Source organism: Bradyrhizobium sp. USDA3010 (genome assembly GCF_056429065.1).
Window position 1 is genome coordinate 75,143 of the sequence record NZ_JBWJZD010000028.1, and the last position, 25,496, is coordinate 100,638.

The 25,496-nt window shown below is 64.4% G+C and carries 27 protein-coding genes; 13 read left to right on the forward strand and 14 right to left on the reverse strand.

Going from position 1 to position 25,496, the window contains the following annotated elements; all coding sequences use genetic code 11:
* Positions 1-2: 2 nt before the first annotated feature.
* Complete coding sequence (locus AC066Y_RS32105; RefSeq protein ID WP_478277373.1) at positions 3-692, reverse strand: ArsR/SmtB family transcription factor; 690 nt, start codon at positions 690-692, stop codon at positions 3-5.
* Between the two features lie 139 nt (positions 693-831).
* On the opposite strand from AC066Y_RS32105, the gene AC066Y_RS32110 reads away from it, so the two are divergent.
* The 4 genes from AC066Y_RS32110 to AC066Y_RS32125 all read left to right on the forward strand — a co-directional run bounded on the left by AC066Y_RS32110 (position 832) and on the right by AC066Y_RS32125 (position 2,729).
* The gene (locus AC066Y_RS32110) at positions 832-1,233 is read left to right on the forward strand and encodes a nuclear transport factor 2 family protein (RefSeq protein ID WP_478277374.1); all 402 of its coding nucleotides are present in this window, start codon (positions 832-834) and stop codon (positions 1,231-1,233) included.
* A gap of 62 nt (positions 1,234-1,295) precedes the next feature.
* Entirely contained in the window at positions 1,296-1,643 is a 348-nt protein-coding gene (locus tag AC066Y_RS32115) for an MmcQ/YjbR family DNA-binding protein (protein WP_478277375.1), read from the forward strand.
* Positions 1,644-1,802: 159 nt separating this feature from the next.
* Positions 1,803-2,156 carry a hypothetical protein gene (locus tag AC066Y_RS32120; protein WP_478277376.1) on the forward strand — a complete coding sequence of 118 codons (354 nt, stop codon included), beginning with the start codon at positions 1,803-1,805 and terminating at the stop codon, positions 2,154-2,156.
* Between the two features lie 162 nt (positions 2,157-2,318).
* Positions 2,319-2,729, forward strand: a complete 411-nt coding sequence (locus tag AC066Y_RS32125) for a hypothetical protein (RefSeq protein ID WP_478277377.1) — start codon at positions 2,319-2,321, stop codon at positions 2,727-2,729.
* Positions 2,730-2,825: 96 nt separating this feature from the next.
* On the opposite strand, the gene bfr is transcribed toward AC066Y_RS32125, so the two are convergent.
* Both bfr and AC066Y_RS32135 read right to left on the reverse strand, forming a co-directional pair.
* Positions 2,826-3,314, reverse strand: coding sequence for a bacterioferritin (gene bfr, locus AC066Y_RS32130; RefSeq protein WP_092126895.1), 489 nt, complete (start codon positions 3,312-3,314; stop codon positions 2,826-2,828).
* Positions 3,315-3,540: 226 nt separating this feature from the next.
* Entirely contained in the window at positions 3,541-3,816 is a 276-nt protein-coding gene (locus AC066Y_RS32135; RefSeq protein WP_050422037.1) for a (2Fe-2S)-binding protein, read from the reverse strand.
* A 387-nt stretch (positions 3,817-4,203) separates the two neighbouring features.
* On the opposite strand from AC066Y_RS32135, the gene AC066Y_RS32140 reads away from it, so the two are divergent.
* Positions 4,204-4,509 carry a hypothetical protein gene (locus AC066Y_RS32140; RefSeq protein WP_050422015.1) on the forward strand — a complete coding sequence of 102 codons (306 nt, stop codon included), beginning with the start codon at positions 4,204-4,206 and terminating at the stop codon, positions 4,507-4,509.
* A gap of 237 nt (positions 4,510-4,746) precedes the next feature.
* A complete protein-coding gene (locus AC066Y_RS32145; RefSeq protein ID WP_029084043.1) occupies positions 4,747-5,031 on the forward strand; it encodes a hypothetical protein in 285 nt (94 codons plus the stop codon).
* Positions 5,032-5,114: 83 nt separating this feature from the next.
* On the opposite strand, the gene AC066Y_RS32150 is transcribed toward AC066Y_RS32145, so the two are convergent.
* A complete protein-coding gene (locus tag AC066Y_RS32150; RefSeq protein WP_478277378.1) occupies positions 5,115-6,347 on the reverse strand; it encodes a lytic murein transglycosylase in 1,233 nt (410 codons plus the stop codon).
* A 243-nt stretch (positions 6,348-6,590) separates the two neighbouring features.
* Here AC066Y_RS32150 and AC066Y_RS32155 point away from each other — a divergent pair, with 243 nt between their 5' ends.
* Entirely contained in the window at positions 6,591-7,682 is a 1,092-nt protein-coding gene (locus AC066Y_RS32155; RefSeq protein ID WP_478277379.1) for a toll/interleukin-1 receptor domain-containing protein, read from the forward strand.
* 30 nt (positions 7,683-7,712) lie between these two features.
* Here AC066Y_RS32155 and AC066Y_RS32160 read toward each other — a convergent pair whose 3' ends face one another.
* Both AC066Y_RS32160 and ettA read right to left on the reverse strand, forming a co-directional pair.
* Entirely contained in the window at positions 7,713-8,297 is a 585-nt protein-coding gene (locus AC066Y_RS32160) for a TIGR00645 family protein (RefSeq protein WP_478277380.1), read from the reverse strand.
* 168 nt (positions 8,298-8,465) lie between these two features.
* Positions 8,466-10,115: an energy-dependent translational throttle protein EttA gene (ettA, locus tag AC066Y_RS32165; RefSeq protein ID WP_478277381.1), complete on the reverse strand. Its 1,650-nt coding sequence runs from the start codon at positions 10,113-10,115 to the stop codon at positions 8,466-8,468.
* Between the two features lie 271 nt (positions 10,116-10,386).
* Between ettA and AC066Y_RS32170 the strand changes: the two genes are divergently transcribed.
* A complete protein-coding gene (locus AC066Y_RS32170) occupies positions 10,387-10,629 on the forward strand; it encodes a hypothetical protein (RefSeq protein ID WP_478277382.1) in 243 nt (80 codons plus the stop codon).
* Positions 10,630-10,755: 126 nt separating this feature from the next.
* Entirely contained in the window at positions 10,756-11,718 is a 963-nt protein-coding gene (locus tag AC066Y_RS32175) for a D-2-hydroxyacid dehydrogenase family protein (RefSeq protein WP_478277383.1), read from the forward strand.
* A gap of 73 nt (positions 11,719-11,791) precedes the next feature.
* Here AC066Y_RS32175 and AC066Y_RS32180 read toward each other — a convergent pair whose 3' ends face one another.
* Entirely contained in the window at positions 11,792-13,039 is a 1,248-nt protein-coding gene (locus AC066Y_RS32180) for a L,D-transpeptidase (RefSeq protein ID WP_478277384.1), read from the reverse strand.
* A 328-nt stretch (positions 13,040-13,367) separates the two neighbouring features.
* Here AC066Y_RS32180 and AC066Y_RS32185 point away from each other — a divergent pair, with 328 nt between their 5' ends.
* The gene (locus tag AC066Y_RS32185; RefSeq protein WP_478277385.1) at positions 13,368-14,210 is read left to right on the forward strand and encodes a hypothetical protein; all 843 of its coding nucleotides are present in this window, start codon (positions 13,368-13,370) and stop codon (positions 14,208-14,210) included.
* Positions 14,211-14,220: 10 nt separating this feature from the next.
* Here AC066Y_RS32185 and sseA read toward each other — a convergent pair whose 3' ends face one another.
* The 3 genes from sseA to AC066Y_RS32200 form a co-directional block, all read right to left on the reverse strand.
* Positions 14,221-15,078 (reverse strand): 3-mercaptopyruvate sulfurtransferase, encoded by an 858-nt coding sequence (gene sseA / locus AC066Y_RS32190; RefSeq protein WP_478277386.1) that lies wholly within the window; start codon positions 15,076-15,078, stop codon positions 14,221-14,223.
* A gap of 100 nt (positions 15,079-15,178) precedes the next feature.
* A complete protein-coding gene (locus AC066Y_RS32195; RefSeq protein WP_050406810.1) occupies positions 15,179-15,592 on the reverse strand; it encodes a rhodanese-like domain-containing protein in 414 nt (137 codons plus the stop codon).
* A 55-nt stretch (positions 15,593-15,647) separates the two neighbouring features.
* Positions 15,648-16,823: a vWA domain-containing protein gene (locus AC066Y_RS32200; RefSeq protein ID WP_050632069.1), complete on the reverse strand. Its 1,176-nt coding sequence runs from the start codon at positions 16,821-16,823 to the stop codon at positions 15,648-15,650.
* Between the two features lie 285 nt (positions 16,824-17,108).
* Here AC066Y_RS32200 and AC066Y_RS32205 point away from each other — a divergent pair, with 285 nt between their 5' ends.
* From AC066Y_RS32205 to AC066Y_RS32215, 3 genes are all read left to right on the forward strand, one after another.
* A complete protein-coding gene (locus AC066Y_RS32205; RefSeq protein WP_456758239.1) occupies positions 17,109-17,354 on the forward strand; it encodes a GlsB/YeaQ/YmgE family stress response membrane protein in 246 nt (81 codons plus the stop codon).
* Positions 17,355-17,459: 105 nt separating this feature from the next.
* Entirely contained in the window at positions 17,460-18,302 is an 843-nt protein-coding gene (locus AC066Y_RS32210) for an AAA family ATPase (RefSeq protein ID WP_478277387.1), read from the forward strand.
* Between the two features lie 72 nt (positions 18,303-18,374).
* Positions 18,375-19,877, forward strand: a complete 1,503-nt coding sequence (locus tag AC066Y_RS32215) for a flavin-containing monooxygenase (protein WP_478277388.1) — start codon at positions 18,375-18,377, stop codon at positions 19,875-19,877.
* 168 nt (positions 19,878-20,045) lie between these two features.
* Here AC066Y_RS32215 and AC066Y_RS32220 read toward each other — a convergent pair whose 3' ends face one another.
* From AC066Y_RS32220 to AC066Y_RS32235, 4 genes are all read right to left on the reverse strand, one after another.
* The gene (locus AC066Y_RS32220; protein ID WP_478277389.1) at positions 20,046-21,689 is read right to left on the reverse strand and encodes a GMC family oxidoreductase; all 1,644 of its coding nucleotides are present in this window, start codon (positions 21,687-21,689) and stop codon (positions 20,046-20,048) included.
* Between the two features lie 28 nt (positions 21,690-21,717).
* Positions 21,718-22,311, reverse strand: a complete 594-nt coding sequence (locus tag AC066Y_RS32225) for a GNAT family N-acetyltransferase (RefSeq protein ID WP_478277390.1) — start codon at positions 22,309-22,311, stop codon at positions 21,718-21,720.
* A gap of 133 nt (positions 22,312-22,444) precedes the next feature.
* Positions 22,445-23,371 (reverse strand): SMP-30/gluconolactonase/LRE family protein, encoded by a 927-nt coding sequence (locus tag AC066Y_RS32230; protein ID WP_478277391.1) that lies wholly within the window; start codon positions 23,369-23,371, stop codon positions 22,445-22,447.
* Positions 23,372-24,472: 1,101 nt separating this feature from the next.
* On the reverse strand, positions 24,473-25,360 hold the full coding sequence (locus AC066Y_RS32235; protein WP_478277392.1) for a 4-(cytidine 5'-diphospho)-2-C-methyl-D-erythritol kinase: 888 nt from the start codon (positions 25,358-25,360) through the stop codon (positions 24,473-24,475).
* Between the last annotated feature and the right edge of the window lie 136 nt (positions 25,361-25,496).

A 25,496-nucleotide genomic window follows, 5' to 3' on the forward strand; every position in this document is an offset into this window, starting at 1 on the left:
CGTCAGAAGGGAACCTCGACGCCGAGCCGGTCGAAGAACGCCCGCCCGCGGTCGGTGATCCGCAACGCGCGCGGAATCCGATGCGGCGCAACGCCGCGCATCGCGACCAGCCGCGCCAGCACGGCATTGGCGAACGGACCCGCGAGATGCGGCACGCGCTCGGTCCAGTCATTGCAGAGCCGCAGGTGCGGCTGCCGCGCCGGATCGAAATCGATCTCTTCGGCGCGGCACCAGGCCAGCCCCTGCTCAGTCACGCGACCATCGCGGCCGTCGATGACGACAAGGCGACGCCGCACCAGCGCATTCGACAGCAGCACGCCGAGCTGGCCCGCCAGATGATAGTAGCAGGTGCGCGATTGCCTGAGCTGCTCGGCCGGCATCGCACGCTTGCGCCCGGCAGTGGTTTTCGCCGCAAGATCGACCAGGTTCTCGATCAGCGCCGCGACGTCGTCGTCCCTGATCCGGTAGTATCTGAACCTGCCCTGTGCCCACACTGACAGCACGCGCGCATCCACCAGCTTCTGCAGATGCGCACTGGCGCCCTGCGGCGAAATGCCGGCCACCGCGGCGAGCTCGCCGGCCGGCAGCGCCTTGCCGTCGGCCAGCGCGCTGACCATGGCCTCGCGCACCGGATCGCCCAATGCCTCGGCGATCCGCGAAAATCCCGTCTGCACGGATTGGGATGGTCTCACCGCATCGTCCTCCGGATCGCGCTGAAACGTCCTAGCCGCATTCGCCGTGCCGTGAAACTCATTTCAGTTTTTCCTGAAACGTCGCGGCAGCCTCTTCCGCTCAAATCGGTGCCATCAGACGAAACGCAAGGGAACAATCATGCCAGCCAATAATTCCGACGCAGAACGCATCTACAGGCTCTGGGACGAGGCCCTCGGCCACAAGGACCTCGAGGCGGCGCTGGCGCTCTATGCGCCCGATGCCTCGATCGAAAGCCCGCTGGTCCAGCACCTGATGCAGACTACCGACGGGATCGTCCAGGGCCGCGCCGCGCTGCGCGAGTTCATCACGCGCGTGTTCCGCACCAACCCACCGCAGCGGCGGCGCTTCAAGCAGGGTTTCTTCAGCGACGGCCGAATTCTCACCTGGGAATATCCGCGCCAGTCCCCGGATGGCGATCAGATGGACCTCGTCGAGGTCATGGAGATCGAGGACGGCCTGATCCAGCGTCACCGTGTTTATTGGGGATGGTACGCGCTGAACGTGCTGAGGGCGAGCTAGCTGGACACGCCTCCATCAGCAACACGTGTTAGGCTCCGCCGACGAGATCGAGGTCGGCGACCATGTCCGCAACCCGCTTCCGCCGCACAGCGCTGAGCCTGCCCGAGGTGATTGAGGGCGCGCATCACGGCACCGCCGACTTTCGCGTCGGCAACCGCATCTTCGCAACGCTCGGCTATCCCGACAAGGATTGGGGCATGGTGAAGCTGACCCCGGAGCAACAGGCTGTCGTGGTCGAGGCCGAGCCGGAAATCTTCCGGCCGGTGCCGGGCGGCTGGGGCAAGGGCGGCAGCACCAATGTCCGCCTCGCCAAAGCCGATCAGGTCACGTTGCGTAGCGCGCTCACAATGGCCCGGGACAATATCGCGGCAAAGCCTGCGAAGAAGGCGCGCACGAAGAAGCCGGCCTGAACGCGGCGATCCCGCACTGCATCACGGGACAGCAGCGCTGCCTCGCTGATTCTTTGGGCATGCATCTCGTGCGCGGTTCGTGCCTAATCGCACCAACATCGGATTCGCGCGCGAGACCATGCGCGCGTGTCACGCACAAGGCTGTCGCGGAGGGATGCGATGCGAAGGCTCACGCATGGCGCGATGTTTGCGTGGCTCGCCATGACGGCGGGCGCAGCGCTGGCGTTCGACAACGGCCAATACGACAACGTGCCGCCCGATATCCGCGCCTGGTTCAAAAGCGTGATCGCGCCCAACGGCGTGCCGTGCTGCGATATCTCCGACGGCCATCGCACGAGCTATGACGTTCGGGGCGGCGCCTATTGGGTGCCGATCGAGGGCGAATGGATGATGGTGCCGGAGCGCGCGATCATCCGCGATCGCGGCAATCCGGTCGGCGAGGCCGTGGTGTGGTACGTGCACCACCGCGGCAACATCATCATCAGCTGCTTCGTTCCGGCGGACGCGGTCTGAGGCACTGCCACGCAGTCGCGCCAATTTGAAACAGATACCTCCTGTTAACCTTACTTTTTAACCAATAATTAAGGATGAGTTTGCGGGCGCCCTCAGGCGCGGCCTAGCGTCTGCACAAATGCTCCGTAACCGCGAGTGGTGCCGGCCATGGCTTGTCGAACAATGGCATATCGAACATATGGGGCGCTGATCGCGTCCCTCGGCGTTGCAGCGCTGCTGCTTGCTTGCTCTACCGCGACCCATGCGAGATCCGGAACGGCGCCGCGCGGCACGTTTTCCTCCCATCATCCGGCCTTCCGTCATCATGTGCGCGTGCCCGGCATCGTGTTGCCGGACGCAGGCGGATACTATGATGGCGCGGCAGATGTTCCCTACGCCGCCGCGGTCCCGGCGCCGGCGTCGAACGACGTTCGCTACACCTACACCCAGGACGTGCCCTGGGATTGGGCGCATCGGTTTCCGCCGGCCGTGGTGCCGTCGGATCGGCCTTATGTGTCGAGCTGCCCCACCGAGAGCGTGACGGTGCCCGGCCGCGACGGCGATCGCACCATCAACATCATCCGCTGCTACTGACCGATCACTTCATCCGGATCGCGAAAACGAAAGAGGCCGCCCGCAAGGACGCCTTTCGCATTTTTGAAAGCCACTCTCCGAGCGCGAAGAGGCCGATCAGGACTCCTCGCCCTTCAGATGACCGACGTGCTTCTGGGTATAGAGCTCGAGACCGATGCGCTTGATCAGGTCGAGCTGCGTCTCCAGGAAGTCGATGTGGTCTTCCTCGTCCTTCATCAGCTGCTCGAACAGGTCGCGGCTGACATAGTCCTTGACGCCGTGGCAGTAGGTCGCCGCCTCCTGATAGAGCGTGCGGGCGCCGATCTCGGCGGCCAGGTCACACTCGATGATCTCCTTGACGTCCTGGCCGATCTTCAGGGGATCGAGCACCTGCAGGTTCGGGAAGCCGTCGAGGAACAGGATGCGATCGACGAATTTGTCGGCGTGCTCCATCTCCTCGATGGACTCCTTGCGCCAGACCTTGCCCATCTCCAGGAGGCCCCAATTGTTGAGCATCCGGTAGTGCAGCCAGTACTGATTGATGGCGGTCAGTTCGCTGCGCAGCCCCTTGTTCAGATAATCGATGACCTTCGGGTCGCCTTGCATGATCCACTCCACCTGTCGCGGCCGAAACGGCCAGCACTGAATTTAGAACGCTTCTAAATCAGATTGCCGGAGAGAGCAACCCTTCGCGGAAGCAGCGCGTGGACACCGGATTTAAGGGATTTGCGGAGGCAGAGCGTTTCCGGCGACGTTGCAGCCGGATCGCATGAAGAAAACGCATTGAAACGGGAAAGCTTCGGTTCTGCGTCGATCAGAACCGGAAATGGCCCTAGCAGGCCGCGAGCGCGAATTCGGCCGGCTCGGCGTCTTCGTCGTTGGCAGCGTGCGGATGGCCGCTGTGGGGGCAACCCGAGCAGCAGGCCTTGGCGCAGGGGCCAAGCGCCTCGTCGATGATGGCCTTGATGGTGCGCGCGCAGCGGCCGCATTCGGCGCTACAGCCGAGGCAGCCATACACCTGCTTGGCATTTCGTGTCACAGACCCGCCGCCATTGACGGCATTGCGGACATCGTGGTCGCTGAGGACGTTACAGGAACAGACAATCATCAGAAGAGGCGGGTCCAACGGGTGATGCTCGCCAATATGGATATTGTCGGCCCCGGCCGGATGCAAAGGGAAAAGCCGGTTCTTGTAGCAATTCCAAACTGATGCGGGATTCATATTGGAATCAATCTAAATCGGTCGACGCCGCCTTTCGGGAATAGGAAACCTGTCAGGCCGGTCTCCCGGGCCAAATCCCGGCTTCCACCGCTCCAAGCACCGGTTCACTGCGGCTACAAGCTTGTGCGTTGCAAGATATGCCAAAAGCTGCAAGCATTTGGACGCGAATACGGCAGCGTCGTTCATTGATCATTCAAGCGGAATATGGAACCCCTTGAGGCGAGACAGATCGCCAACGCACGCTGTCCCTGCTCCCGTGAGAAAGGTGAGGTCATGAAGAAGACATTGCTGGCGCTTTGCGCCGCCGCCACTCTGGCGGTTTCGGCTGTGGCGGTGCCCGCCCCCGCACAGGCACAACGCGGTGTCGCCGCTGGCGTCGCTGCGGGATTGATCGGTGGCGCCATCGTCGGCGGCGCGATCGCTTCGCAGAACGGCTACTACGGTCCCGGCTATGGCTACTACGCGCCCGGTCCGGCCTATGTCGCCGAGCCCGGTTACGGTCCCGATTGCTTCTGGCAGCGCCAGCGGTTCTGGGACGGCTACACCTGGCGCGTTCGCCGCGTGCGCGTTTGCGATTGATCGCCGTTCATCTCGATTAATTCGAACCAGATGTCCCGGAAAACCGACTGTTTGTCCGGGACGTCTGCTGTAGAAGGCCAGAAAAAACCGCTTTTCTGCGCGATGAGCCTGCGGACGTTTACTTTCGGTTGACTGTTCTGCGCTGTTTAGCAAGACAGCAGTTCGAGATCAGCGTGTGAGTCACCTAAAACCCGGCGCCGAACCACGACGCCACCATCTTCCAGGAGAGCCAAAGACATGAAGAAGACTTTAGCTGCCCTTGTCGCCGTTACCACGATTGCCGGTTCGCTGGCGGTTGCTCCGGCTGCCAAGGCTGGTGACGGCGGCGCCGTCGCAGCCGGCGTTGCCGGCGGCCTGATCGGCGGCGCCCTGCTCGGCGGCGCGATTGCTGGCGCCCGTCCGGCTCCGGTCTATGTTGCACCGGCCCCGACCTACGTCGAAGAAGCTCCGTGCCGCTGGGTTCGTGAGCGCTTCTGGGACGGCTACGGCTGGCGCTTCCGTCGCATCCAGGTTTGCGACTGATCGACCGACGCTATCAGCATCACACTCGAAAACCCGGCCTTGCGGCCGGGTTTTTGTTTTCCGCCACCAAGCAGGCTTGGAGGTCAGCGCTGCCCATTCATCGCGCGCAGCACCGCCTCGCTCGGCCAGCAATCGACCTTCAGCCCGGCCTGCTTCTGATAGGCGCCGAGCGCGGCGCGGGTCTGCATCCCGGCCTTGCCGTCGAGCTTGTCCTTGTAGAGCCCGATCTTCGTCAGCTGCTGCTGCATCGCCTCGACGTCGGCCGAGCGCAGCTGCTTCGATGCCGACCATGGCGTCGCGAACGGCTGCGGGCTCGTCATGCGGTCGGCGAGATGGCCGACGAACAGCACATAGAGGTCGGAGAAATTGTACTCCTTGATCACGAAGTAGTTCGGCGTGGTCAGGAAGGCAGGACCGTAGATGCCTTCGGGCTGCAGCAGCGAGGCCGATTGCGCCTGCTCGGTGGCGCCAAGCTTCAGCCCGCGCACCGGCACGAAGCCTGCCCGCAGCCACTGGCTGATCGGTTTTGTCACTTCGGGCACGCCGATCGTGCAATCGGCATTGGCGGGTGCTGTGACCTCGTAGGCCCAGCGCACGCCCGGCTGCCAGCCCTTGTTGACGAGTTGTTGCGCGGCGGAGGCGAGCGCGTCCGGCACCGAGTGCCAGATGTCCACCTTGCCGTCGCCGTCGAGATCGACGCCGTGCTTGTAATACTCCGACGGCAGGAACTGGGTGTATCCGGTCGCCCCGGCCCAGGATGAGCGCAGCTCCTTGCGCGTCACGGCGCCCTCACTGAGGATCTTCAGCGCCAGGATGAACTCGGTGCGGTACTGATCCTTGCGGCGGCCGACATAGGCCTGCGTCGCCACCACGCGCAACGTGTCGTAGGGCAGCGAATAGCGGCCGTAGTCGGTCTCGCGGCCCCAGATCGCCAGCACGATGGTGGCCGGCACGCCGAACCGCTTCTCGATCGCGTCGAGCGACGGACGATACTTCTGCAGCAGCCGCTGCCCCTCCGCGGCGAGCCGCGCGATCGAGGCCTCCTTGATGTAATCGGCCGGCACCTGCACGAACTCGGCCTGCGCCGGCGCGCCGGTCTTGGGACGTCCGGGCAGGATCAGGTCGGGCAGCTTGTAGTCGGGCTCGAGGGAGCGCGTCTCGCGATCGAAGGTTTCGCGCGACACGCCGGCCGCCTTGGCCTCCGGCCACAGCGAGGCGATGAACTGGGTGAACGCGGCGTCGGCGGCGGATGCGGGCCGCTGCAGCGGCACACACAGCAGCACCCAGCATGCGACGATGGTGGCTGGCCATTTCATGATCGATCTCACCTCGTGTCCCGAATCCGAAGTTCGTATCATTCGCCGCACCTTCGGAGCGAACTTCGGATTCGATAAGCACACTAGCAAACTTATGATTCTAGTGTGCTTTATGAATGCGAAGGTCGTGAAAGCGGCTGCCGCGAAATCGCACGAACTTCGCATTCAGCACACTAGCGGAAACAGGCATTGCAACGTGGATTCGGCAATGTCAGAATTCAATTCTGGGTGGTAAGTTTTGCCATGCGCATATTTTTGTCATTTCCCTCCGAATTGGAATCGCAGGCTGACAACATCGCTCAGTCCCTGCGCAATTGCGACCATGACGTCTTCTTTTCGCACGACGATCTCCCGCCGGGCGACAGCTTCGATGCGCGCGTCGAAAAAGCCATCGAAAGCAGCGATTTTATGGTGTTCCTGATCAGCCCGGAATCGGTGACCAAGGGACGCTACACCTTGAGCGAACTCGCCTTTGCCCGAGCCAAATGGCCGAACCCGAGCAATCGCGTGCTGCCGGTGATGATGGCGCCGACCCCGCTCGACCAGGTCCCGGCCTATCTCAAGGCGGTCACGATCCTGGAGCCGCAGGGCAGTGCCGCGGCCGAGACGCGCGCCGCGGTGGACCGCATGCTGGCTGCAGAGCGCGCGCAGTCGCGCGGCCGACCGAATTTGCCTTTCCTCGTGCTGGCGCTTGCGTCCGCCGTCTTGTGCAGCCTGGTCGCGACCTATGCGCTCAACGTCCTGGAATATTCGTTCGTCGTCTCAGACGCGGGCGGGATCACGATCCTGCCAGGGGTGATCTTCGGCGCGGCGATCGCCGCCTGCAATGTCGTGTTCGGCGCCAAGGACCGGTTTCAGCTGGCGCTGGTGGTCGCCATCACGACCGCGGCATGGATCGCGGCCTATGATGCCAGCGCCGTCACGCTTCAGGCGCTCGGCCAGTACGCGAAGACCGTCCCGGTCGACGGCAACGCCGCGAGCCCGGCCCAGATCACCGAGACGCTCGGCAACAACCCGTTGATGGGTTATCTGATCGGCGGCATCGGCGGTGCGGTGGGCGGAGCGATCACCATTCTCGGCGTGCTCCTGATCAACCCCGCGTTCAGGCGGATCGACAGCGTCGTGGTGACCTGGATCGCAGCCATCGCGGCCGGAACCATTTACGGTGCAATCGTCAGGCTGCCGACCTTGCTGGGCTGGCTGGTGCTGTTCGGCGTCTGGCAGACCGCGTTCATCCTTGCCCTGGCCCGCGGATTTCCGCGCGGCGCGGCGCAGATCCCCGAATGGCTCGGCAGATCCGCGCCGGCATTGTTTGGCCAGCGCGCCGCGCGATGACGCCGCGCCAGCCATTACTCGTTGTCCCGGCTAATGCCCAACCTGCTGCTTGGCGCCCTCGATCGAGTCGTTCGACAGCTTGTCGACGATGGCGATGCCGATCGCCGACAGGATGAAGACGCAGTGGATGATGGTCTGCCACATCACGCCGGTCTCGGTGTAGTTGCCCTTGCCGGACGACAGCGCGCCGGCCTCGATGAAGGTGCGCAGCAAGTGGATCGAGGAGATGCCGATGATCGCCATCGCCAGCTTGATCTTCAGCACGCTGGCATTGACGTGGCTGAGCCATTCCGGCTCGTCCGGATGTCCCTGCAGATTGAGGCGCGACACGAAGGTCTCATAGCCGCCGACGATCACCATCACCAGGAGGTTCGAGATCATCACGACGTCGATCAGGCCGAGCACGGCCAGCATGATCTGCTGCTCGCTGAAATCGAAGGCATGGGCGAACAGGTGCCACAGTTCCTTCAGGAACAGCACGACATAGACGCCCTGGGCGATGATCAGGCCGACATAGAGCGGCAATTGCAGCCAACGCGATCCGAAGATCAGCATGGGAACGGGACGCAGCGACCGGCCCTTCGAGCGGGCGGGCGCGTCTGATAGTGCGGACATGTTGGAGTGCTCGCGGAATTGAGAATTGCGGAGCGCTCTATCTACGCAATCCCGCGCGCTTGAAAAGCGACAACTGGCCGCAGATTTGCGCCGCGATGCCGTCACGATCCTGCAAACGAGGAACGGTCGAGCGCGGCACGATAGCCGCGCCCGACCGCTTGAACCGATTCAGCGCGTCAGCTTCTTGTACTTCACGCGGTGCGGAATGATGCTGTCCTGGCCGAGCCGGCGCATCTTGTCCTTTTCGTAATCCTGGAAGTTGCCTTCGAACCATTCGACATGGCTGTCGCCCTCGAAGGCCAGGATGTGGGTCGCGATGCGGTCGAGGAACCAGCGATCATGGCTGATGATGACGGCGCAACCGGCAAAATCCTCCAGCGCCTCTTCCAGCGCGCGCAGCGTGTCGACGTCGAGGTCGTTGGTCGGTTCGTCGAGCAGCAGCACGTTGGCGCCCGACTTCAGCATCTTGGCGAGATGCACGCGGTTGCGTTCACCGCCCGACAGCGCGCCGACCTTCTTCTGCTGGTCGGCGCCCTTGAAGTTGAACGCCGAGCAATAGCCGCGCGAATTGACTTCCTTCTTGCCGAGCAGGATCAGCTCGTTGCCGCCGGAGATCTCCTCCCATACGGTCTTGTTGCCCTCGAGCGCGTCGCGCGACTGGTCGACATAGCCGAGATGCACGGTCTCGCCGACCGTGATGGTGCCCTTGTCGGGCGTCTCCTGCTTGGTGATCATCTTGAACAGCGTGGTCTTGCCGGCGCCGTTCGCGCCGATCACGCCGACGATGCCGCCGGGCGGCAGCTTGAAGGTGAGATCGTCGATCAAAAGCCGATCGCCGAAGCCCTTGCTGAGGCCCTCGAAGTCGACGACGTTGGCGCCGAGCCGCTCGGCGACCGGAATGATGATCTGCGCGGTCTGGGTCTGCTTCTCGCTCGCCTTCTTGAGCAGATCCTCATAGCGCTGGTAGCGCGCCTTCGACTTGGCCTGGCGCGCCTTCGGCGAGGACGCCACCCATTCCTGCTCGCGGGCCAGCGTCTTCTGGTGCGCGGCGTCTTCGCGCCCCTCCTGCTCGAGCCGCTTCTGCTTCTGCACCAGCCAGGACGAGTAGTTGCCCTCGTAGGGAATGCCGCGGCCGCGGTCGAGCTCGAGGATCCAGCCGGTGACGTTGTCGAGGAAGTAGCGATCGTGGGTCACGATCAGGATCGCGCCGGGATAGTTGCGCAGATGGCCTTCCAGCCATGACACCGACTCGGCGTCGAGATGGTTGGTCGGTTCGTCCAGCAGCAGCAATTCCGGCTGGTCGAGCAGCAAGCGGCACAGCGCGACGCGGCGGCGTTCACCGCCCGACAGTTTTGTGACATCGGCATCGTCGGGCGGGCAGCGCAGCGCGTCCATCGCCTGGTCGACCTTGCTGTCGAGATCCCACAGGCCCTGCGCCTCGATCTCGTCCTGCAGCTTGGTCATCTCGTCGGCGGTCTCGTCCGAATAGTTGACGGCAAGCTCGTTGTAGCGGTCGAGGATCGCCTTCTGCTTGGCGACGCCGAGCATGACGTTCTCACGCACGTTGAGCGCGGGATCGAGGTGCGGTTCCTGCTCGAGATAGCCGACGCGGGCGCCCTCGGCGACCCAGGCCTCGCCGTTATACTCCTTGTCGAGGCCGGCCATGATCCTGAGCAGCGTCGACTTGCCCGAGCCGTTGACGCCGAGCACGCCGATCTTGGCGTCCGGATAGAAGCTCAAATGGATGTTATCGAGCACCTTCCGGGTCGGATACGCCTTGGTCAGACCCTGCATGAAATAGATGAACTGGCGAGCCATCCGCTGTCCCTGGAATTGATCCGATTTGTGGAAATTTTTGCTGCCGCCGATGTAACGGCCGGCCCCCGAAAGCGCAACCGCGGGGCGGTCGTTTTCCATCCGTTCACCACGTTCCGTCCATTCGCCACGGGTGATTACGGGGTCGACGCCATGTGCGCGCCGAATCACGACAATTGAAACTATCTTTTAATAAATCAGGCCAAAACTCGTTCTCAACGCCGAAAACGGCGATTTTCGCGGCAGAACCGCGACAAACAGTTGAGGCCACGTCATGGCTACCATCATTTCAGCACCTCTTTCGCGCTCCACGACCAAACGCGAGGCGACGCTGTTCGCCGAATTCAGCGCCTTCTGGCGAGCTTTCGTTGCCAAGGCTTTCAATCCCTACCGGCCGGAATTGCACTATATGCGTGGCCCGGGTCCGGCCTGCCGCGCCAAGCAGATGGCGCTGTCGCCGGCCGTCCGATCGATGCTCGCCGATATCCGCACCGCGAAGGCGCGCAAGCCATCCTGAGCCGTCCGGCAATCGCCGCTTTTTGAAACCGCGGCCGCTTGCACGCCTGCCGATTGCGCGCAACCATCCGGGGCTTCCCGACGGTTGATTGTCCGCCGTCGCCCTCACCCTGAATGGACCTTTCCGATGACGCGGCTCCGCTGTGCAATCCTCGACGACTATTTCGACATCGCGCTGTCGCTGGCCGACTGGCCGGCGATCAGGGACCGCGTCGAGGTCACCGTGTTCGACAAGCCGTTCGCGAGCGAGGCGGAAGCAGCGGCCAAGCTGAAAGATTTCGAGATCATCTGCGCGATGCGCGAGCGCACGGCGTTCCCGCGCAGCCTGCTCGACGCGTTGCCCAAGCTGAAGCTGCTGATCACGTCAGGCATGCGCAACGCCGCGATCGACATGGAAGCCGCCAAGGAGCGCAAGGTGGTGCTGTGCGGCACCCAATATAGCCGCGATCCCACCGCGCCCCTGACCATGGGCCTGATCCTGGAATTGACGCGCGGCATCGGCCGCGAGAATGCGCGGATGCACGCCGGCGAGCCGTGGCAGAGCTTTGCCGGCACCGAGATCGAGGGCAAGAGGCTCGGTGTCATCGGCCTCGGCAAGCTCGGCAGCAAGGTCGCCGGCATGGCCAAAGCGTTCGGCATGAACGTGATCGCCTGGAGCCCCAACCTGACGCCGGAGAAATGCAAGGAGGCCGGCGTCGGCTACGCCAGCAAGGACGAGCTGTTCGCGACATCAGACATCATCACCATCCATGTCGTGCTGAGCCCGCGCTCGCGCGGACTGGTCGGCGCCGCCGATCTCGCCCGCATGAAACCATCCGCCTATCTCGTCAACACCGCGCGCGGGCCGATCATCGACGAAGCTGCCCTCCTTGCGGCACTGCGCGAGAGGAAGATCGCCGGCGCCGGCATCGACGTGTTCTCGGTCGAGCCGCTGCCGTCGGATCACCCGCTCCGCAAGCTCGACAATGTCGTGATCACGCCGCACCTCGGCTATGCGACCCGCGAAAGCTTGCAGACGCATTATCAGCAGATGGTCGCGTGCATCGACGCCTTCACCAAAGGCGGCGAGCCGCCGCGGCGGCTGGCCTGAGATCGGACATCGATCGGCAAACAAAAAAGGCGCGCTGTTCGCGCGCCTTTTTCTTGAAGAATTGCCGGTTGGCCTAGCGCACCGTGACCGGCGCGGGCAGCGGCTGGACCGAGGTCGGCTGCGTGCCGGGCGGCGGCGCGGCCTGGGCCTGCGTCGGCGCGGGGGCCATCGGATTGGGCGGCGGCGCGGCGGAAGCCGTCGTCGTGCCCGGGGCTGCGCCGCCGGGCAGCACGACCACGCGGGTGCCGACCTTGGCGCGTTCGAACAGGTCCGAGACGTCCTCGTTCAGCATACCGATGCAGCCCGACGAGACGAACTTGCCGATGGTCGACGGCTGGTTGGTGCCGTGAATGCGGTACACGGTCGAGCCAAGATACATCGCGCGGGCGCCGAGCGGGTTGCCGGGGCCGCCTGCCATGAAGCGCGGCAGATAGGGCTGACGCTCGATCATCTCGGTCGGCGGATGCCAATCCGGCCACTCGGCCTTGCGAGTGATCTTCTGCACGCCGGTCCAGGTGAAGCCGTCGCGGCCGACGCGGACGCCGTAACGGATCGCACGGCCATTGCCGAGAATGTAATAGAGGTAGGTGTTCGCCGTATCGACGACGATGGTGCCTGCCGGCTCCTTGGTCGCGAACGCCACTTCCTGGCGGCGCAGATTCGGGGCCAGTTGCGCCGGGCCGTCTTCCGGCTGCTCGTCCGGCGGCAGCGCCGCGATCTGCACCGGCTTGCCATTGGCATCGACCGGCGCCTGCTGCTGCGGCACCGCTCCGGTAACGCCCTCGGGCGGACGCAGGCCGCCGCGGTCGTCGCCATAGGACACGCCGGCGGCCGGAACGCCGTTATCGCGATTGGCCTGCTGCGCGCCCGGACGATCGCCATAGATCACCGGCGGCGGCCCCATCGGCCGACCATAACGCGGATCATCGGGCGACATCACCGGACCGATCGGCGCACCGCGGTCGGAGTAAACCGGCTGGGAATTCATCGGGCGGCCGTAGCGCGGATCGTCGGGCGACATCACGGGACCGGTCGGCGCACCACGATCGGAATAGACCGGCGCATTCATCGGGCGGCCATAGCGCGGGTCATCCGGCGACATCACCGGACCGGGCGGCGGCAGCGCGGCCGAATTGCGCGGCGCGTCTTCATCGTCGAGCGAGTCGAAATCCGGCATGCTGCCCTGCGAGTAGGGCTGCGGCGCGGCCGAATAGGCCGGGCCCTGGGGAGCCGGATAGCCTTGCTGCGCACGCGCAAGCGAGGTTCCCGCCACGCCGAGAGCCGCGGCAGCGCAAATCGTCAGAATGCGGTTGATCATCATTGCTCTATTATAGTCCCCAAGCCACACCGGACTGTTAACGGCCCAATGCAGGAAGATAGCGGCGCATTCAAGACAAATCAGCGAAATCCGGGCCATTTCGGGCTTTTGTGATGTGCCGTCAACGCTGCGGCAAAGATGTCTCATGGGTCGGGAATGTTTGTCCATCTGCCCAAAGTCATCAACCGCCCGCATTTTGTAACAAACAGTCTTCGAGGGTTGCGATATCTTCGAATCGGCCTGATTCGCGCTCGCGACGCTGGCTTTCTTGTGAGGTCACCGCGTTCCCTCGACATCAAAGACCCTCCCGCAGAAGGGGGAACCCGCGCCCATGCTCCCCGGCCTTCGATTCCTGTTCGCCGCGATCGTGCTGGCGACGTCGCTTCTGGTGTTCGGGTTAGGAGCAGCCGCGCTGTTTCGCGCGGCGCATGAGGAATTCGCCAGCATTCCGGCCCGCCGGGCCCCGCCCGAGCCGCAATTCGCGCAGCAGCCCGAGGCCCCGCCGGTGCTCGCCATGGTGCGGGTCGAGTCATCAGCCGCGGACAAGGCGGCGGCCGACAGCCCGGTCCCCGCGACACCCTCAGAGCCAGTTGCCGCCTCCGAGCCGGCTGCTCCTGCCGAAGCCTCTCCTCCAGCCGAGCCGGCGAAGCTCGCCGCGGTGACGGCGGATGACGCACCGCCGGCACCGCCGAAGCTGGAAGCCCAGACGGTCGAAACTCCCGCACCGGTGCAATCCGCCGAGGTCGCTCCGCAGCCTCCAGCCGCGGATCCGTCGCCCGCACCGCAGCCCGCACCGGCTTCCACGGAAGCGGCACCGGCGCCAGCCGAGGCCAAGGTCGCGGCCGTGGCCGATCCGCCTGCCGCACCCGGCGAACCCGCGCTCGCTGCACCGGCCCCCGCGATGACTGCGCCGGAGCCCGCACCGCCACCGTCACCCGAGGCCATCGCGGCCGCGAGCAGGATCGCAACGCTGGGCGGGCCCGAAGTTGTCATCGAAGCGCCGGCAGCGCCGAAGGCCACCAAGGCGAAGAAGCCGGAGCGCAACGCGACCAGCAAACCGGCGCATCGCAAGGAGCGCCGGCGGGTCGTCCGCGCGCCGCCGGTGCGGCAGGCCGTTCAGCAGCAGCTCGATCCGTTCGGCAACCCGACCCTGGTGCCGCTCACCCGGCGTTAGAAGCTATTTATCAAGCTGGCCCCGTCGCGATCGGCGGGCCGCTCGCCTGTCCCCATTCCGACCATGAGCCGTCATAGAGCGCGGTGTCGGTGACGCCGAGCCGGTAGAGCGCGAGCGTCAGCACGCCGGCCGAGACGCCCGAGCCGCAGCTCGTCACGATCGGCGCATCGAGCTTCACGCCGGCACCGCTGAACGATTTGCGCAGATCGTCGAGCGGCTTCATCTCGCCGGTCGCGGCATCGAACAGTTGGTTGTAGGGCACGTTGCGGGCGCCCGGGATGTGGCCCGCGCGGATGCCCGGCCGCGGCTCCGGCGCACGGCCCTCGAAGCGTTCGGCGGCGCGCGCATCGATCACCTGCTCGGCACGGCTTTCGACATTGGCGATCATCTGCTCGATGCTGCGCACGCGCTTCGGATCGTAGTTTGCCTTGAAGGTCGCAGGCTTCGGCTTCACCTCGCCGCTCTCGACCGCCCTGCCCTCGGCGCGCCACTTCTTCAGACCGCCGTTGAGGATGCGCACGTTGCGATGGCCATAGGACAGGAACATCCACCAGGCGCGCGGCGCGGCGACCCAGCCGCCGGCGTCATAGATCACGACGGTGTCGGCATTGCTGATTCCGAGCCCGCCGATGTCGCGGCCGAACTGCTCGGCGCTCGGAAACATGTGCGGCAGCGGATTGGAATGATCGGACACCGCATCGACGTCGAAGAACACGGCGCCGGGCAGATGCGCGGCGAGGTAGTCGTCCTTCGGCAGCGGCAGCACGCCGGGCAGCTTGAAGGTCGCGTCAAGCACCTTGACGTTGGCGTCGCCGAGATGCGCAGCCAGCCATTCGGTCGAAACGAGCGGATCGTTGGTGGTCGTCATCTTACCTGTCTCTCCATCGTCATTGCCGGACTTGATCCGGCAATCCGTCTTGCTTCGAAACGATGGACACGCGGGTCAAGCCCGCGTGTGACATCCTGGCCTAGCCCTTCTTCTTCGGCTCCCACGCCTCGATCGGACCGCCGGCCTCGCGCCAGGCGGCGAAGCCGCCGCCCATATGGGCGACCGGCTTCAGGCCCATGTCCTTCGCGGTCTTGGCCGCGAGCGCCGAGCGCATGCCGCCGGCGCAGTGGAAGATGAACTTCTTGTCTTCCTGGAAGATCGGCTTGGCGTAGGGGCTGTTCGGATCGATCCAGAATTCGAGCATGCCGCGGGTGCAGGAGAATGCGCCGGGGATCTTGCCATCGCGCTCGATCTCGCGGGGATCGCGGATGTCGACGATCACGACGTCGTTCTTGCCGATCAGCGTGATCGCATCGGCCGCGCTGATGGTCTCGATCTCGGCATTGGCTTCGTCGATCATCACCTTGATGCCGCGGTGGATGTTCTGGGGCATGGGGCTCTCCCTGGATGTTGTTGGCACGCCCGTCGGCGCGCGACGCCTTGCGCGTTTACCGCACCAGCTCCCGCATCGCGTTCTCCAGACCTTCGATCGTGATCGGATACATGCGCTCGGAGAACAGGCGGCGGATGATGGTGGTCGATTCCGAATAGTCCCAGTGCTTCTGCGCCACCGGATTGAGCCACACCGCATGCGGATAGGTGCGCGTGATGCGGTCGAGCCAGACCGAGCCGGCCTCCTCGTTGACATGCTCGACCGAGCCGCCTGGCACCATGATCTCGTAAGGCGACATCGAGGCGTCGCCGACGAACACCACCTTGTAGTCGTGCGGGTACTTGTGCAGCACGTCCCAGGTCGGCGTGCGATCGGTGAAGCGCCGCTTGTTCTGCTTCCAGACGCCTTCATAGAGGCAGTTGTGGAAGTAGAAATATTCCATGTGCTTGAATTCGCTCTTGGCGGCCGAGAACAATTCCTCGACCTGCTCGATATGCGAATCCATCGAGCCGCCGATGTCGAAGAACACCAGCACCTTGACCGCGTTGCGCCGCTCGGGCCGCATGTGCACGTCGAGATAGCCGTGGTTGGCGGTCTCCTTGATCGTGGTGTCGAGATCGAGCTCGTCGGGCGCGCCGGTGCGCGCGAACTTGCGCAGCCGCCGCAGCGCGACCTTGATGTTGCGGATGCCGAGCTCGACATTGCCGTCGAGATCCTTGAACTCGCGCTTGTCCCACACCTTCACGGCGCGGTTGTTGCGGTTCTTCTCCTGCCCGATCCGCACGCCCTCGGGATTATAGCCGTGGGCGCCGAACGGCGAGGTGCCGGCGGTGCCGATCCATTTGCTGCCGCCCTGGTGACGGCCCTTCTGTTCCTCGAGCCGCTTCTTCAAGGTCTCCATGAGCTTGTCCCAGCCCATGGCCTCGATCTGCTTCTTCTCTTCCTCGGTGAGATATTTCTCGGCGAGCTTCTTCAGCCACTCCTCGGGGATCTCCGCCTTGCCCATGGCGTCGAGCAGGCTCTCGAGCCCCTTGAACACGGTGCCGAACACGCGGTCGAACTTGTCGAGATTGCGCTCGTCCTTCACCAGGGCGGCGCGCGACAAATAGTAGAAGTTCTCGACGGTCTGTTCGGCGAGATCGGCGTCAAGCGCTTCCATCAAGGTCAGATATTCCCGTAGCGTCACGGGGACCTGGGCGTCGCGCAGCGATGTGAAGAACTGCAGGAACATACTCACCTAGATCGCCCGCTGGACCGGTGGCGTCAAGGGGCCGAGCCATGCCGAGACCGGCGATCCGCCTTGATATGGCCCCTGGCGCCGGGTCTTGCGGGGTCCACCCAACGAAGCCCCGCCCCGTATCCGTGCGGCGGTCATTCCGCGCGGCGGAAACATGACGGTCGACATTCCATGCATGCCGCGCCGTTCAGGGTACCGCTGCGCTGCGGAATCCGCCCTAGACCGCCCGGCTTTTTCAATTACAATTGCGCCTGACAAGACATTGGGCAGGACGTTTGAATGGGCATCATTGCGGCACTGGTGATCGGTGCGATTGCCGGCTGGCTCGCGGGGCTGATCGTGCGCGGCGCGGGCTTCGGACTGATCGGCAACATCGTTGTCGGCATCATCGGCGCGCTGGTGGCGAGCTGGCTGCTGCCGCAACTCGGCATCAGCCTCGGCGGCAGCGCGGTCCGCGACATCGTCAACGCGACGATCGGTGCGGTCGTCGTGCTGGTGATCCTGTCGCTGATCAGGCGGGCCTGATCGAACAATTTGCATTTCCGACGGCCGCTGCGAGAGCGGTCGTTTCATGTTGAGGCCCAAGGTGAGACCCATGCGGCCGACGAACGAAGCAAGGCAAACAGATCGATGAAATTCACGGGTACCAAGGACTACGTCGCCACCGATGACCTCAAGGTCGCCGTCAATGCCGCCATCGTGCTCGAGCGCCCGCTGCTGGTGAAGGGCGAGCCCGGCACCGGCAAGACCGTGCTGGCCGAGGAAGTCGCCAAGGCGATCGACGCGCCGCTTTTGACCTGGCACATCAAATCGACCACCAAGGCGCAGCAGGGCCTTTACGAATACGACGCGGTGTCGCGGCTGCGCGACAGCCAGCTCGGCGACGCGCGCGTGTCCGACATCAAGAACTACATCAAGCGCGGCAAGCTGTGGGAGGCCTTCACCCATGAGAAGCGCCCGGTGCTCCTGATCGACGAGATCGACAAGGCCGACATCGAATTCCCCAACGACCTGCTGCTCGAACTCGACCGCATGGAGTTTCACGTCTACGAGACCGGCGAGACCATCAAGGCGAAGCTGCGCCCGATCGTGATGATCACGTCGAACAACGAGAAGGAACTGCCGGACGCGTTCCTGCGCCGCTGCTTCTTCCACTACATCAAGTTCCCCGACGCCGACACCATGGACAAGATCGTCGACGTGCACTTCCCCGGCATCAAGAAGCGGCTGGTGGAAGAAGCGCTGCGCATCTTCTTCGAGGTCCGCGAGGTGCCGGGTCTGAAGAAGAAGCCCTCGACCTCGGAGCTGCTCGACTGGCTCAAGCTGCTGCTGAACGAGGACATCACGCCCGAGATGCTCAGGGAGCGCGATCCGCGCAAGCTGATCCCGCCGCTGCATGGCGCGCTGCTCAAGAACGAGCAGGACGTACACCTGTTCGAGCGGCTGGCGTTCCTCAGCCGCCGCGAAGTCTAGTACACGCAAGCGCCGGGGCATTCGCTCCGGCGTTTTGCTGGACCGCTCCAACCAAGAAGAAGACCAGGGAAGATGAACGTCCAGACCCAAATCCGCGCCGCCGAGCCCGTCACGACCGAGCATTTCGACGTCCTGATCGCGGGCGCCGGCATCTCCGGCGTCGGCGCCGCCTACCACCTCACCACGCAATGCCCGGGCACCAGCTTCGTGGTGCTGGAGACGCAGAAGACTTTCGGCGGCACCTGGTCCACCCACCGCTATCCGGGCATCCGCTCCGACAGCGACCTGCATACGTTCGGCTACCGCTTCAAGCCGTGGACCAGCGCCCCGATCGCCAGCGCCGCCGAGATCCTGAAATACATGGGCGAGGTGATCGAGGAGAACGACCTCGCCCGCCACATCCGCTATCGCCACACCATCACCGCGGCGAACTGGTCGAACGAGACCAATCTCTGGACCATCGATGCCACGCGCATCGACACCGGCGAGCGGTTGCGGTTCACCACCAACTTCTTCTGGATGTGCCAGGGCTACTACCGCCATGACGCGGGCTACACGCCCGAATGGACCGACATGGCGAAGTTCAAGGGCACGGTGGTGCATCCGCAGACCTGGCCCGACGACCTCGACTACAAGGGCAAGCGCGTGGTCGTGATCGGTTCCGGCGCAACGGCCGCGACCCTGATCCCGGCGATGGCCAAGGACGCCGGCCATGTCACCATGCTGCAGCGTTCGCCGACCTATTTCCGCACCGGCCGCAACGCGATCGAGATCGCCGAGGAGCTGCGCAGGCTTCAGGTCGACGAGGCCTGGATCCACGAGATCACCCGCCGCAAGATCCTGTTCGAGCAGGACGCCTTCACCAGGCGGACCTTCGCCGAGCCCGAGGGCGCCAAGAAGGACCTTTTGGCGGCGGTCGAGGCCGTCCTCGGCAAGGACTACGACATCGCCACCCACTTCACGCCGCGCTACCGGCCGTGGCGGCAGCGCATCGCCTTCATTCCGGATGCCGACCTGTTCCACGCCATCAAGGGCGGCAAGGCCTCGGTCGTCACCGACGAGATCGACCGCTTCACCGAGACCGGCATCCTGCTCAAGTCCGGCAAGGAGCTCGAGGCCGACATCATCATCACCGCGACCGGCTTCCACCTGTCCGCGAATGGCGGCATCGACTTCGCAATCGACGGCAAGCCGCTCGACTTCAAGGACACCGTGACCTATCGCGGCATGATGTTCACCGGCGTGCCGAACCTCGTCTGGGTGTTCGGCTATTTCCGCGCCAGCTGGACCTTGCGCGTCGACCTGGTCGCCGACTTCGTCTGCCGCATGCTCAAGCACATGAAGGCGACCGGCGCGAACAAGGTGACGCCGGCGCTGCGCCCCGAAGACCACAACATGCCGCTGCTGCCGTGGATCGATCCGGAGAACTTCAACCCCGGCTACATGATGCGCGGCATGCACCTGCTGCCGAAGCGCGGCGACAAGCCGGAGTGGCAGCACAACCAGGACTACTGGGCCGAGAAGGATGAATTCCCGGCGATCGACCTCGAGGACAAGGCGTTCGTCTACGGCTGAGCTCCTGATAGCAGTCCCGTCATCCTGAGGAGCGCGTAGCGCGTCTCGAAGGATGCACGGCCCCAGTCGGGCCGTCGTGCTTCGAGACGGCCGCTTCGCGGCCTCCTCAGCATGACGGTGTTAGACACAGCGCGCTGATCAAGAAGCATCGGCGCGCACAGCTTTCCCTCACGCATACTCCGGCAGTTTCGCGGCCACCTCTGGCGTCTTGCCGCGGATCATGTCGGAGGCCTTGTCGGCGATCATCAAGGTCGAGGCGTTGAGATTGGCCGAGATCATCCGCGGCATGATCGAGGCGTCGATCACGCGCAGGCCCTCCATGCCATGGACCCGAAGCTGGTCATCCACCACGGCCCAGGGCGCGTCGGCCGGGCCCATCCGACAGGTGCAGCCGGGATGGAAGGTGGTGGTGCCGCGCTGGGTCGCGGCCGCGAGCAGTTCGTCGTCGCTCGTGACCTTCGGACCCGGAAAATCCTCATAGGCGAAATACGGCTTGAGCGGCTCGGAGGCGAGCAGCCGGCGCGCCAGCTTCATGCCGGCGACGACGACGCGGCGGTCGATCTCCTCGGCGAGATAGTTGGTCTGGATGATCGGCGGCGCGAACGGATCGGCGGAGCGGATCCGGACATAGCCGCGGCTCTCCGGCCGCTGCTGCCATGACGCCACCGTCATGCCGGGCTCGTCCTCAAGCTGGCCCTGCACGCCTTCCTTGTAGCTCGCCGGCGTGAAGGTGAGCTGCAAATCGGAGCTCTCGGTGGTCTCGCCGGAATGCCAGAAGCAGTAGACCATGGTCGGTGACAGCGACAGCAGCCCGCGCCGCGTCGTCGCCCATTTGATCGCCTCGCCCCACAGGCTGAGGCCGCGGCGCAGCTCGTTGATGGTCCGGATGTTCTTGACCCGGGCCACCGAGCGCGGCGCGTAGTGATCCTGCAGGCCTTCGCCGACACCGGGCAGCGCGTGGCGCACCTCGATGCCATGCGACTTCAGGAGGTCGGGCGACCCCACGCCGGAGAGCTGCAACAGCTGCGGCGAGTTGTAGGCGCCGCCGGAGAGGATGACCTCCTTGGTGGCGCGGATCTCGAGCGGATCGCCGTGCTTGCCGCCGCGGTTGTAGCGCACGCCGACCGCGCGCTTGCCCTCGAAGATGATGCCGGTGACATGGGCGTGCGTGCGCACGTCGACATTCGGGCGCTTTCGCGCCGGATGCAGGAACGCGGTCGCGGCGCTGACCCGAAGGCCGTTCAGGATGGTGCGTTGGCAGTACGACACGCCCTCCTGGATCTGGCCGTTGTAGTCAGGATTGCGCGGAATGCCGAGGCTGACCGCGCCCGCCATGAAGGCCTCGCAGAGCGGGTCCTGCCAGTCCATCGTGGTGACGGTGAGGTTGCCGTCGCGGCCGCGATAGGTGTCGTCACCGTCGCCGATCCTTCTCTCCATGCGCCGGAAGTACGGCAGCACGTCGGGATAACCCCAGCCGCGATTGCCGAGCTGCGCCCAGGTGTCGAAATCCTGGCGCTGGCCGCGGTTGTAGATGTGGCCGTTGATCGAGGACGAGCCGCCTAGTGTCTTGCCGCGCGGCGCATAGATGCTGCGGCCACCCGTATACGGACCGGGCTCCTGCTGGTAGGCCCAATTCACGCTCTTCATGTGGAAGGTCTTGATGAAGCCGGCCGGCAGATGGATGTAAGGATGCCAGTCGCTCGGCCCCGCCTCGAGCACGCACACCCGCGTGCCCGCATCTTCACTCAACCGGTTGGTCAGCACGCTCCCGGCGGAGCCTGCGCCGATGATCACATAGTCGAACGTTTCCATCGTCTCGTTTCTGGCGCCGACCAACGTGTCAGCGCGGCTTTTCGTTGAGTTGATAGTTGAGATGCGCCTTCACCGTCGGCCATTCGCTGGCGATGATGCTGTAAACCACGGTGTCGCGCAACGTGCCGTTGGGCGCGATCTGATGGCTGCGCAGGATGCCGTCCTGCTTGGCACCCAAACGCTCGATGCCGCGCCGGCTCTGGTGATTGAAGAAGTGCGTGCGGAACTCGACCGCGATGCAATCGAGCTTCTCGAAGGCGTGCTGGAGCAGCAGCAGTTTGCACTGCGTATTGACCGCGCTGCGCTGCACACGCTTGGCGTACCAGGTCGAGCCGATCTCGACGCGGCGGTTCGGCGTGTCGACGTTCATGTAGGTCGTCATGCCCGAGATCCGGCCGTCGGCATCGAACACGGTGAACGGCAGCATTGATCCGGCCGCCTGCAGGCCGAGCCTTCGGTCGATCTCCTTGGCCATGTTCTCCGGCTGCGGGATCGAGGTGTACCAGAGTTGAGGGAGACCGCCGTCCTTCACTGCGTCGACGAGACCGTCGCGATGATCATGGGACAGCGGTTCGAGCCGCGCATGCGCGCCGCGAAGGGTGACCGGTTCAAGCCAGGGCATTCGAATATCCTCTACGTAGAAGCGGGTCTCACTCTAATCGTCATTGCGAGCGAAGCGAAGCAATCCATCTATCCGCACATGTGGCGGGATGGATTGCTTCGTCGCTTTGCTCCTCGCAATGACGGCGAGCGCATCATTTATTCAGAAAATTCAGCGGCAATCCCGGCCGCGACCAGTCCATCGCGATCAGCTCGCCCTTGCCCGACAGCGTGATGTAGGCGGTCTTCAGGTCGGGTCCGCCGAAGGCGACGTTGGTGGTGACACGGTCGCCGGTCGACACCCGCTCGACCACCGTGCCGTCAGGCGCGATCACCGAGATGCAGCCCGAGATCAGCGTCGCGACGCAGACATTGCCCGATGCTTCGACGGCGAGCGAATCGAACATCTGATAGCCGCCGAGGCCCGCGATCGGCTTGCCGCGCTCGCCGCGATAGATCACGTCGCGCGGCTTGATGGTGCCGGGCTCGGACACCTCATAGGCCCACAGCCGCGCCGTCGGCGTCTCCGCGATGTAGACGGTCTTCTCGTCCGGCGAGAGACCAATGCCGTTGGCGGGCAGGATGCCGTGCACGGCCTCGACGATCTCGTTCATGCCGGGCTTCAGATAATAGAATGCGCCGACATCCATCTCGCGGGCGCGGCGCTTGCCGAGATCGGAGAACCACAGGCCGCCCTGTCTGTCGAACACCAGATCGTTCGGCCCGCGCAACTCATGCTCGCCGCACTTCGTCACCACGGTCTCGACCTTGCCGGATTGCAGATCGACGCGCTGGATCGAACCGCCGAGATAATCCTCCGGCTGCGGCCCCGGCATGATCATGTTGCGGGTCGGGATCCAGGAGAAGCCGCCATTGTTGCAGACGTACATCTTGCCGTCCGGGCCGAGCGCCGCGCCGTTCGGGCCGCCCGGCACCTTGGCCACGATCTCCTTGCGCCCGTCGGGATAGACCCGGGTCAGCCGCTGGCCGCGGATTTCGACCAACACGACCGAACCGTCGGGCATCACGACCGGACCTTCGGGAAACTCGAGGTCGGTGGCGAGTACGCGGATATTGGCCATGGCATCCTCCCGGCTTATTGGCTGCAGGCGGATTCCGAACGGTCCCGCACGCGCAACGTTGTTGTTTCATCCTGTTATGGCAAACGGGGTTTGGCTTGCCAAGCAATCAGGGGCGCAACGCTGCCCGGCGTTGAGGTGGTGGGCAGCACCATGCTACGCCCACAACGTCGTCCTGGCGAAAGCCAGGAGCCATAACCACCGCGCTTGGTAATGAATGGGATCGTTGCGTCAGCATCGCACAACTATTCTCATTTGGGGTAATGGGTCCTGGCTTTCGCCAGGACGACGATGATTGTGTGGCACGGCCTACATCCACAATCGTCGTCCCGGCGAAGGCCGGGACCCATAACCACAGGGTTGTGTTGTTGGAGGGGGCTGTGGCCCCAACGTCGCGCAACAACTTCCATTTGTGCTTATGGGTCCCGGGTCAAGCCCGGGACGACACTGAATGTGTGGCTCGACTGTCGAGTCATACATCCGCATTCTCGCGACGTGATCCGCCCGAGCTTTGCTCGTCGTTCCGCCCTCGCTCTCGCAGGGAAAGCCGGGTGCCGATCGCACCCATGGGCCCCGAGCAAAAGGTAGAAAGCTCGGGGTAGGACCACAGGTATAACCGGAGCAATCCGGCTTTCCCTGCGCGATGGGTTATGGCTTACTTCGTGCTCTCCCGGCGAGACTGGCCTTGTTTGTCACCGCCTCCGCAACACGCTTTTGCATCTTGCGAGGAGACACCGGCCGCTAGGGCGTCAGAACCACACGACTTCACCGTCCGCTTCACGCGCATTCGTCGACTGCGCGATCAGCGTCCACCGCATCTCACCGCAACACCCGTGACGATGCGCAGCGCCCCTCGATCGGGTGAGACAGCCACTGAGTTATACTTCTGATAAAGCGAAATATCTTCGCGCGCGAGGATTGACAGGTTTTTGCTGAGTTGCCCGTCGGGGCAGTTTGTCGCACCCGCCCGGAACACGGTGCGTAGGGTGGGTTAGCGAAGCGTAACCCACCATTGTCAGCCAAAATGAACGGATCGATCGATGAAAGACCGGTCGGTGGGTTACGCCTACGGCTAACCCACCCTACGAAGTAATTGCGAGCGCGTCAGCTCAGCGCGCCCGCATGCACCCACCAGCCGGGATAATCGGTGCGGAGCCGTTCGCCGGCGACCCGGGCATCGGCATCGCTTCCGAACACCGCAAAGCAGGTCGCGCCGGAGCCCGACATGCGCACCAGGCGAACGCCCCTGGTCTCGCGCAGCGCGGACAAGACGTCGCTGATGACGGGCTCGATGCGCGCGGCGGGGGCTTCGAGATCGTTGGTGCCGCGCGAAAGCGCCGCGATCCAGTCGTCGACCGCGCGGCCGGCGTCCGGCCAGGACGGCCCCTGCATCACGACATCGGTGGCGCCGATCAACAGTTCGCCATGGCGCAGGCCAAGCGCATTGAAGACATCCTTGGTCGCAACCGGCACGCGCGGATTGACCAGCACGCATGGCATTTTCGGCAGGTCGAGCGGCAGCAGGCCCTCGCCGACGCCGGTCATGTCGCAGGCGCGCGAGGCGACGCACACCGGCACGTCGGCGCCGGTCTGCAGCGCGACCTCCATGATCCTGCTATCGTCGAGCGAGAGCTCGTTGAGCCGCGCCAGCAGCCGCAGCGCGGCCGCGGCATCCGCCGAGCCGCCGCCGATGCCGGCCGCAACGGGCAACACCTTCTCCAGCGTGAAGTGGCCGACCTCGAGGTCCGCGACGCGCTCGCCGAGCAGGCGCGCGGCCTTGAGCACCAGATTATCAGATGTATCGCCACAGGCATCGGCCAGCGGCCCCAGCATCGAGAGCGACAGTTCAGGCCCCGGCTCGAGCGTGAGACGATCGGCGCAATCGGCAAACGCGACGACGCTCTCCAGGTCGTGAAACCCATCGACGCGCCGCCCGACAACCCTGAGCGTCAGGTTGACCTTGGCACGCCCTTCTTCAATCAGCGCCGGCACGGCGATAAACCCCTAAAAACAAACATTACGCTGCGATTAGCGTAAATCGCCTCACGATCCTATCCCTTTGTTTGCACGGAAATTCCGGAGGGTATCCCGGCCCAGGCGCCGCATCCGCCGCCGTCGTCCCCTGCCT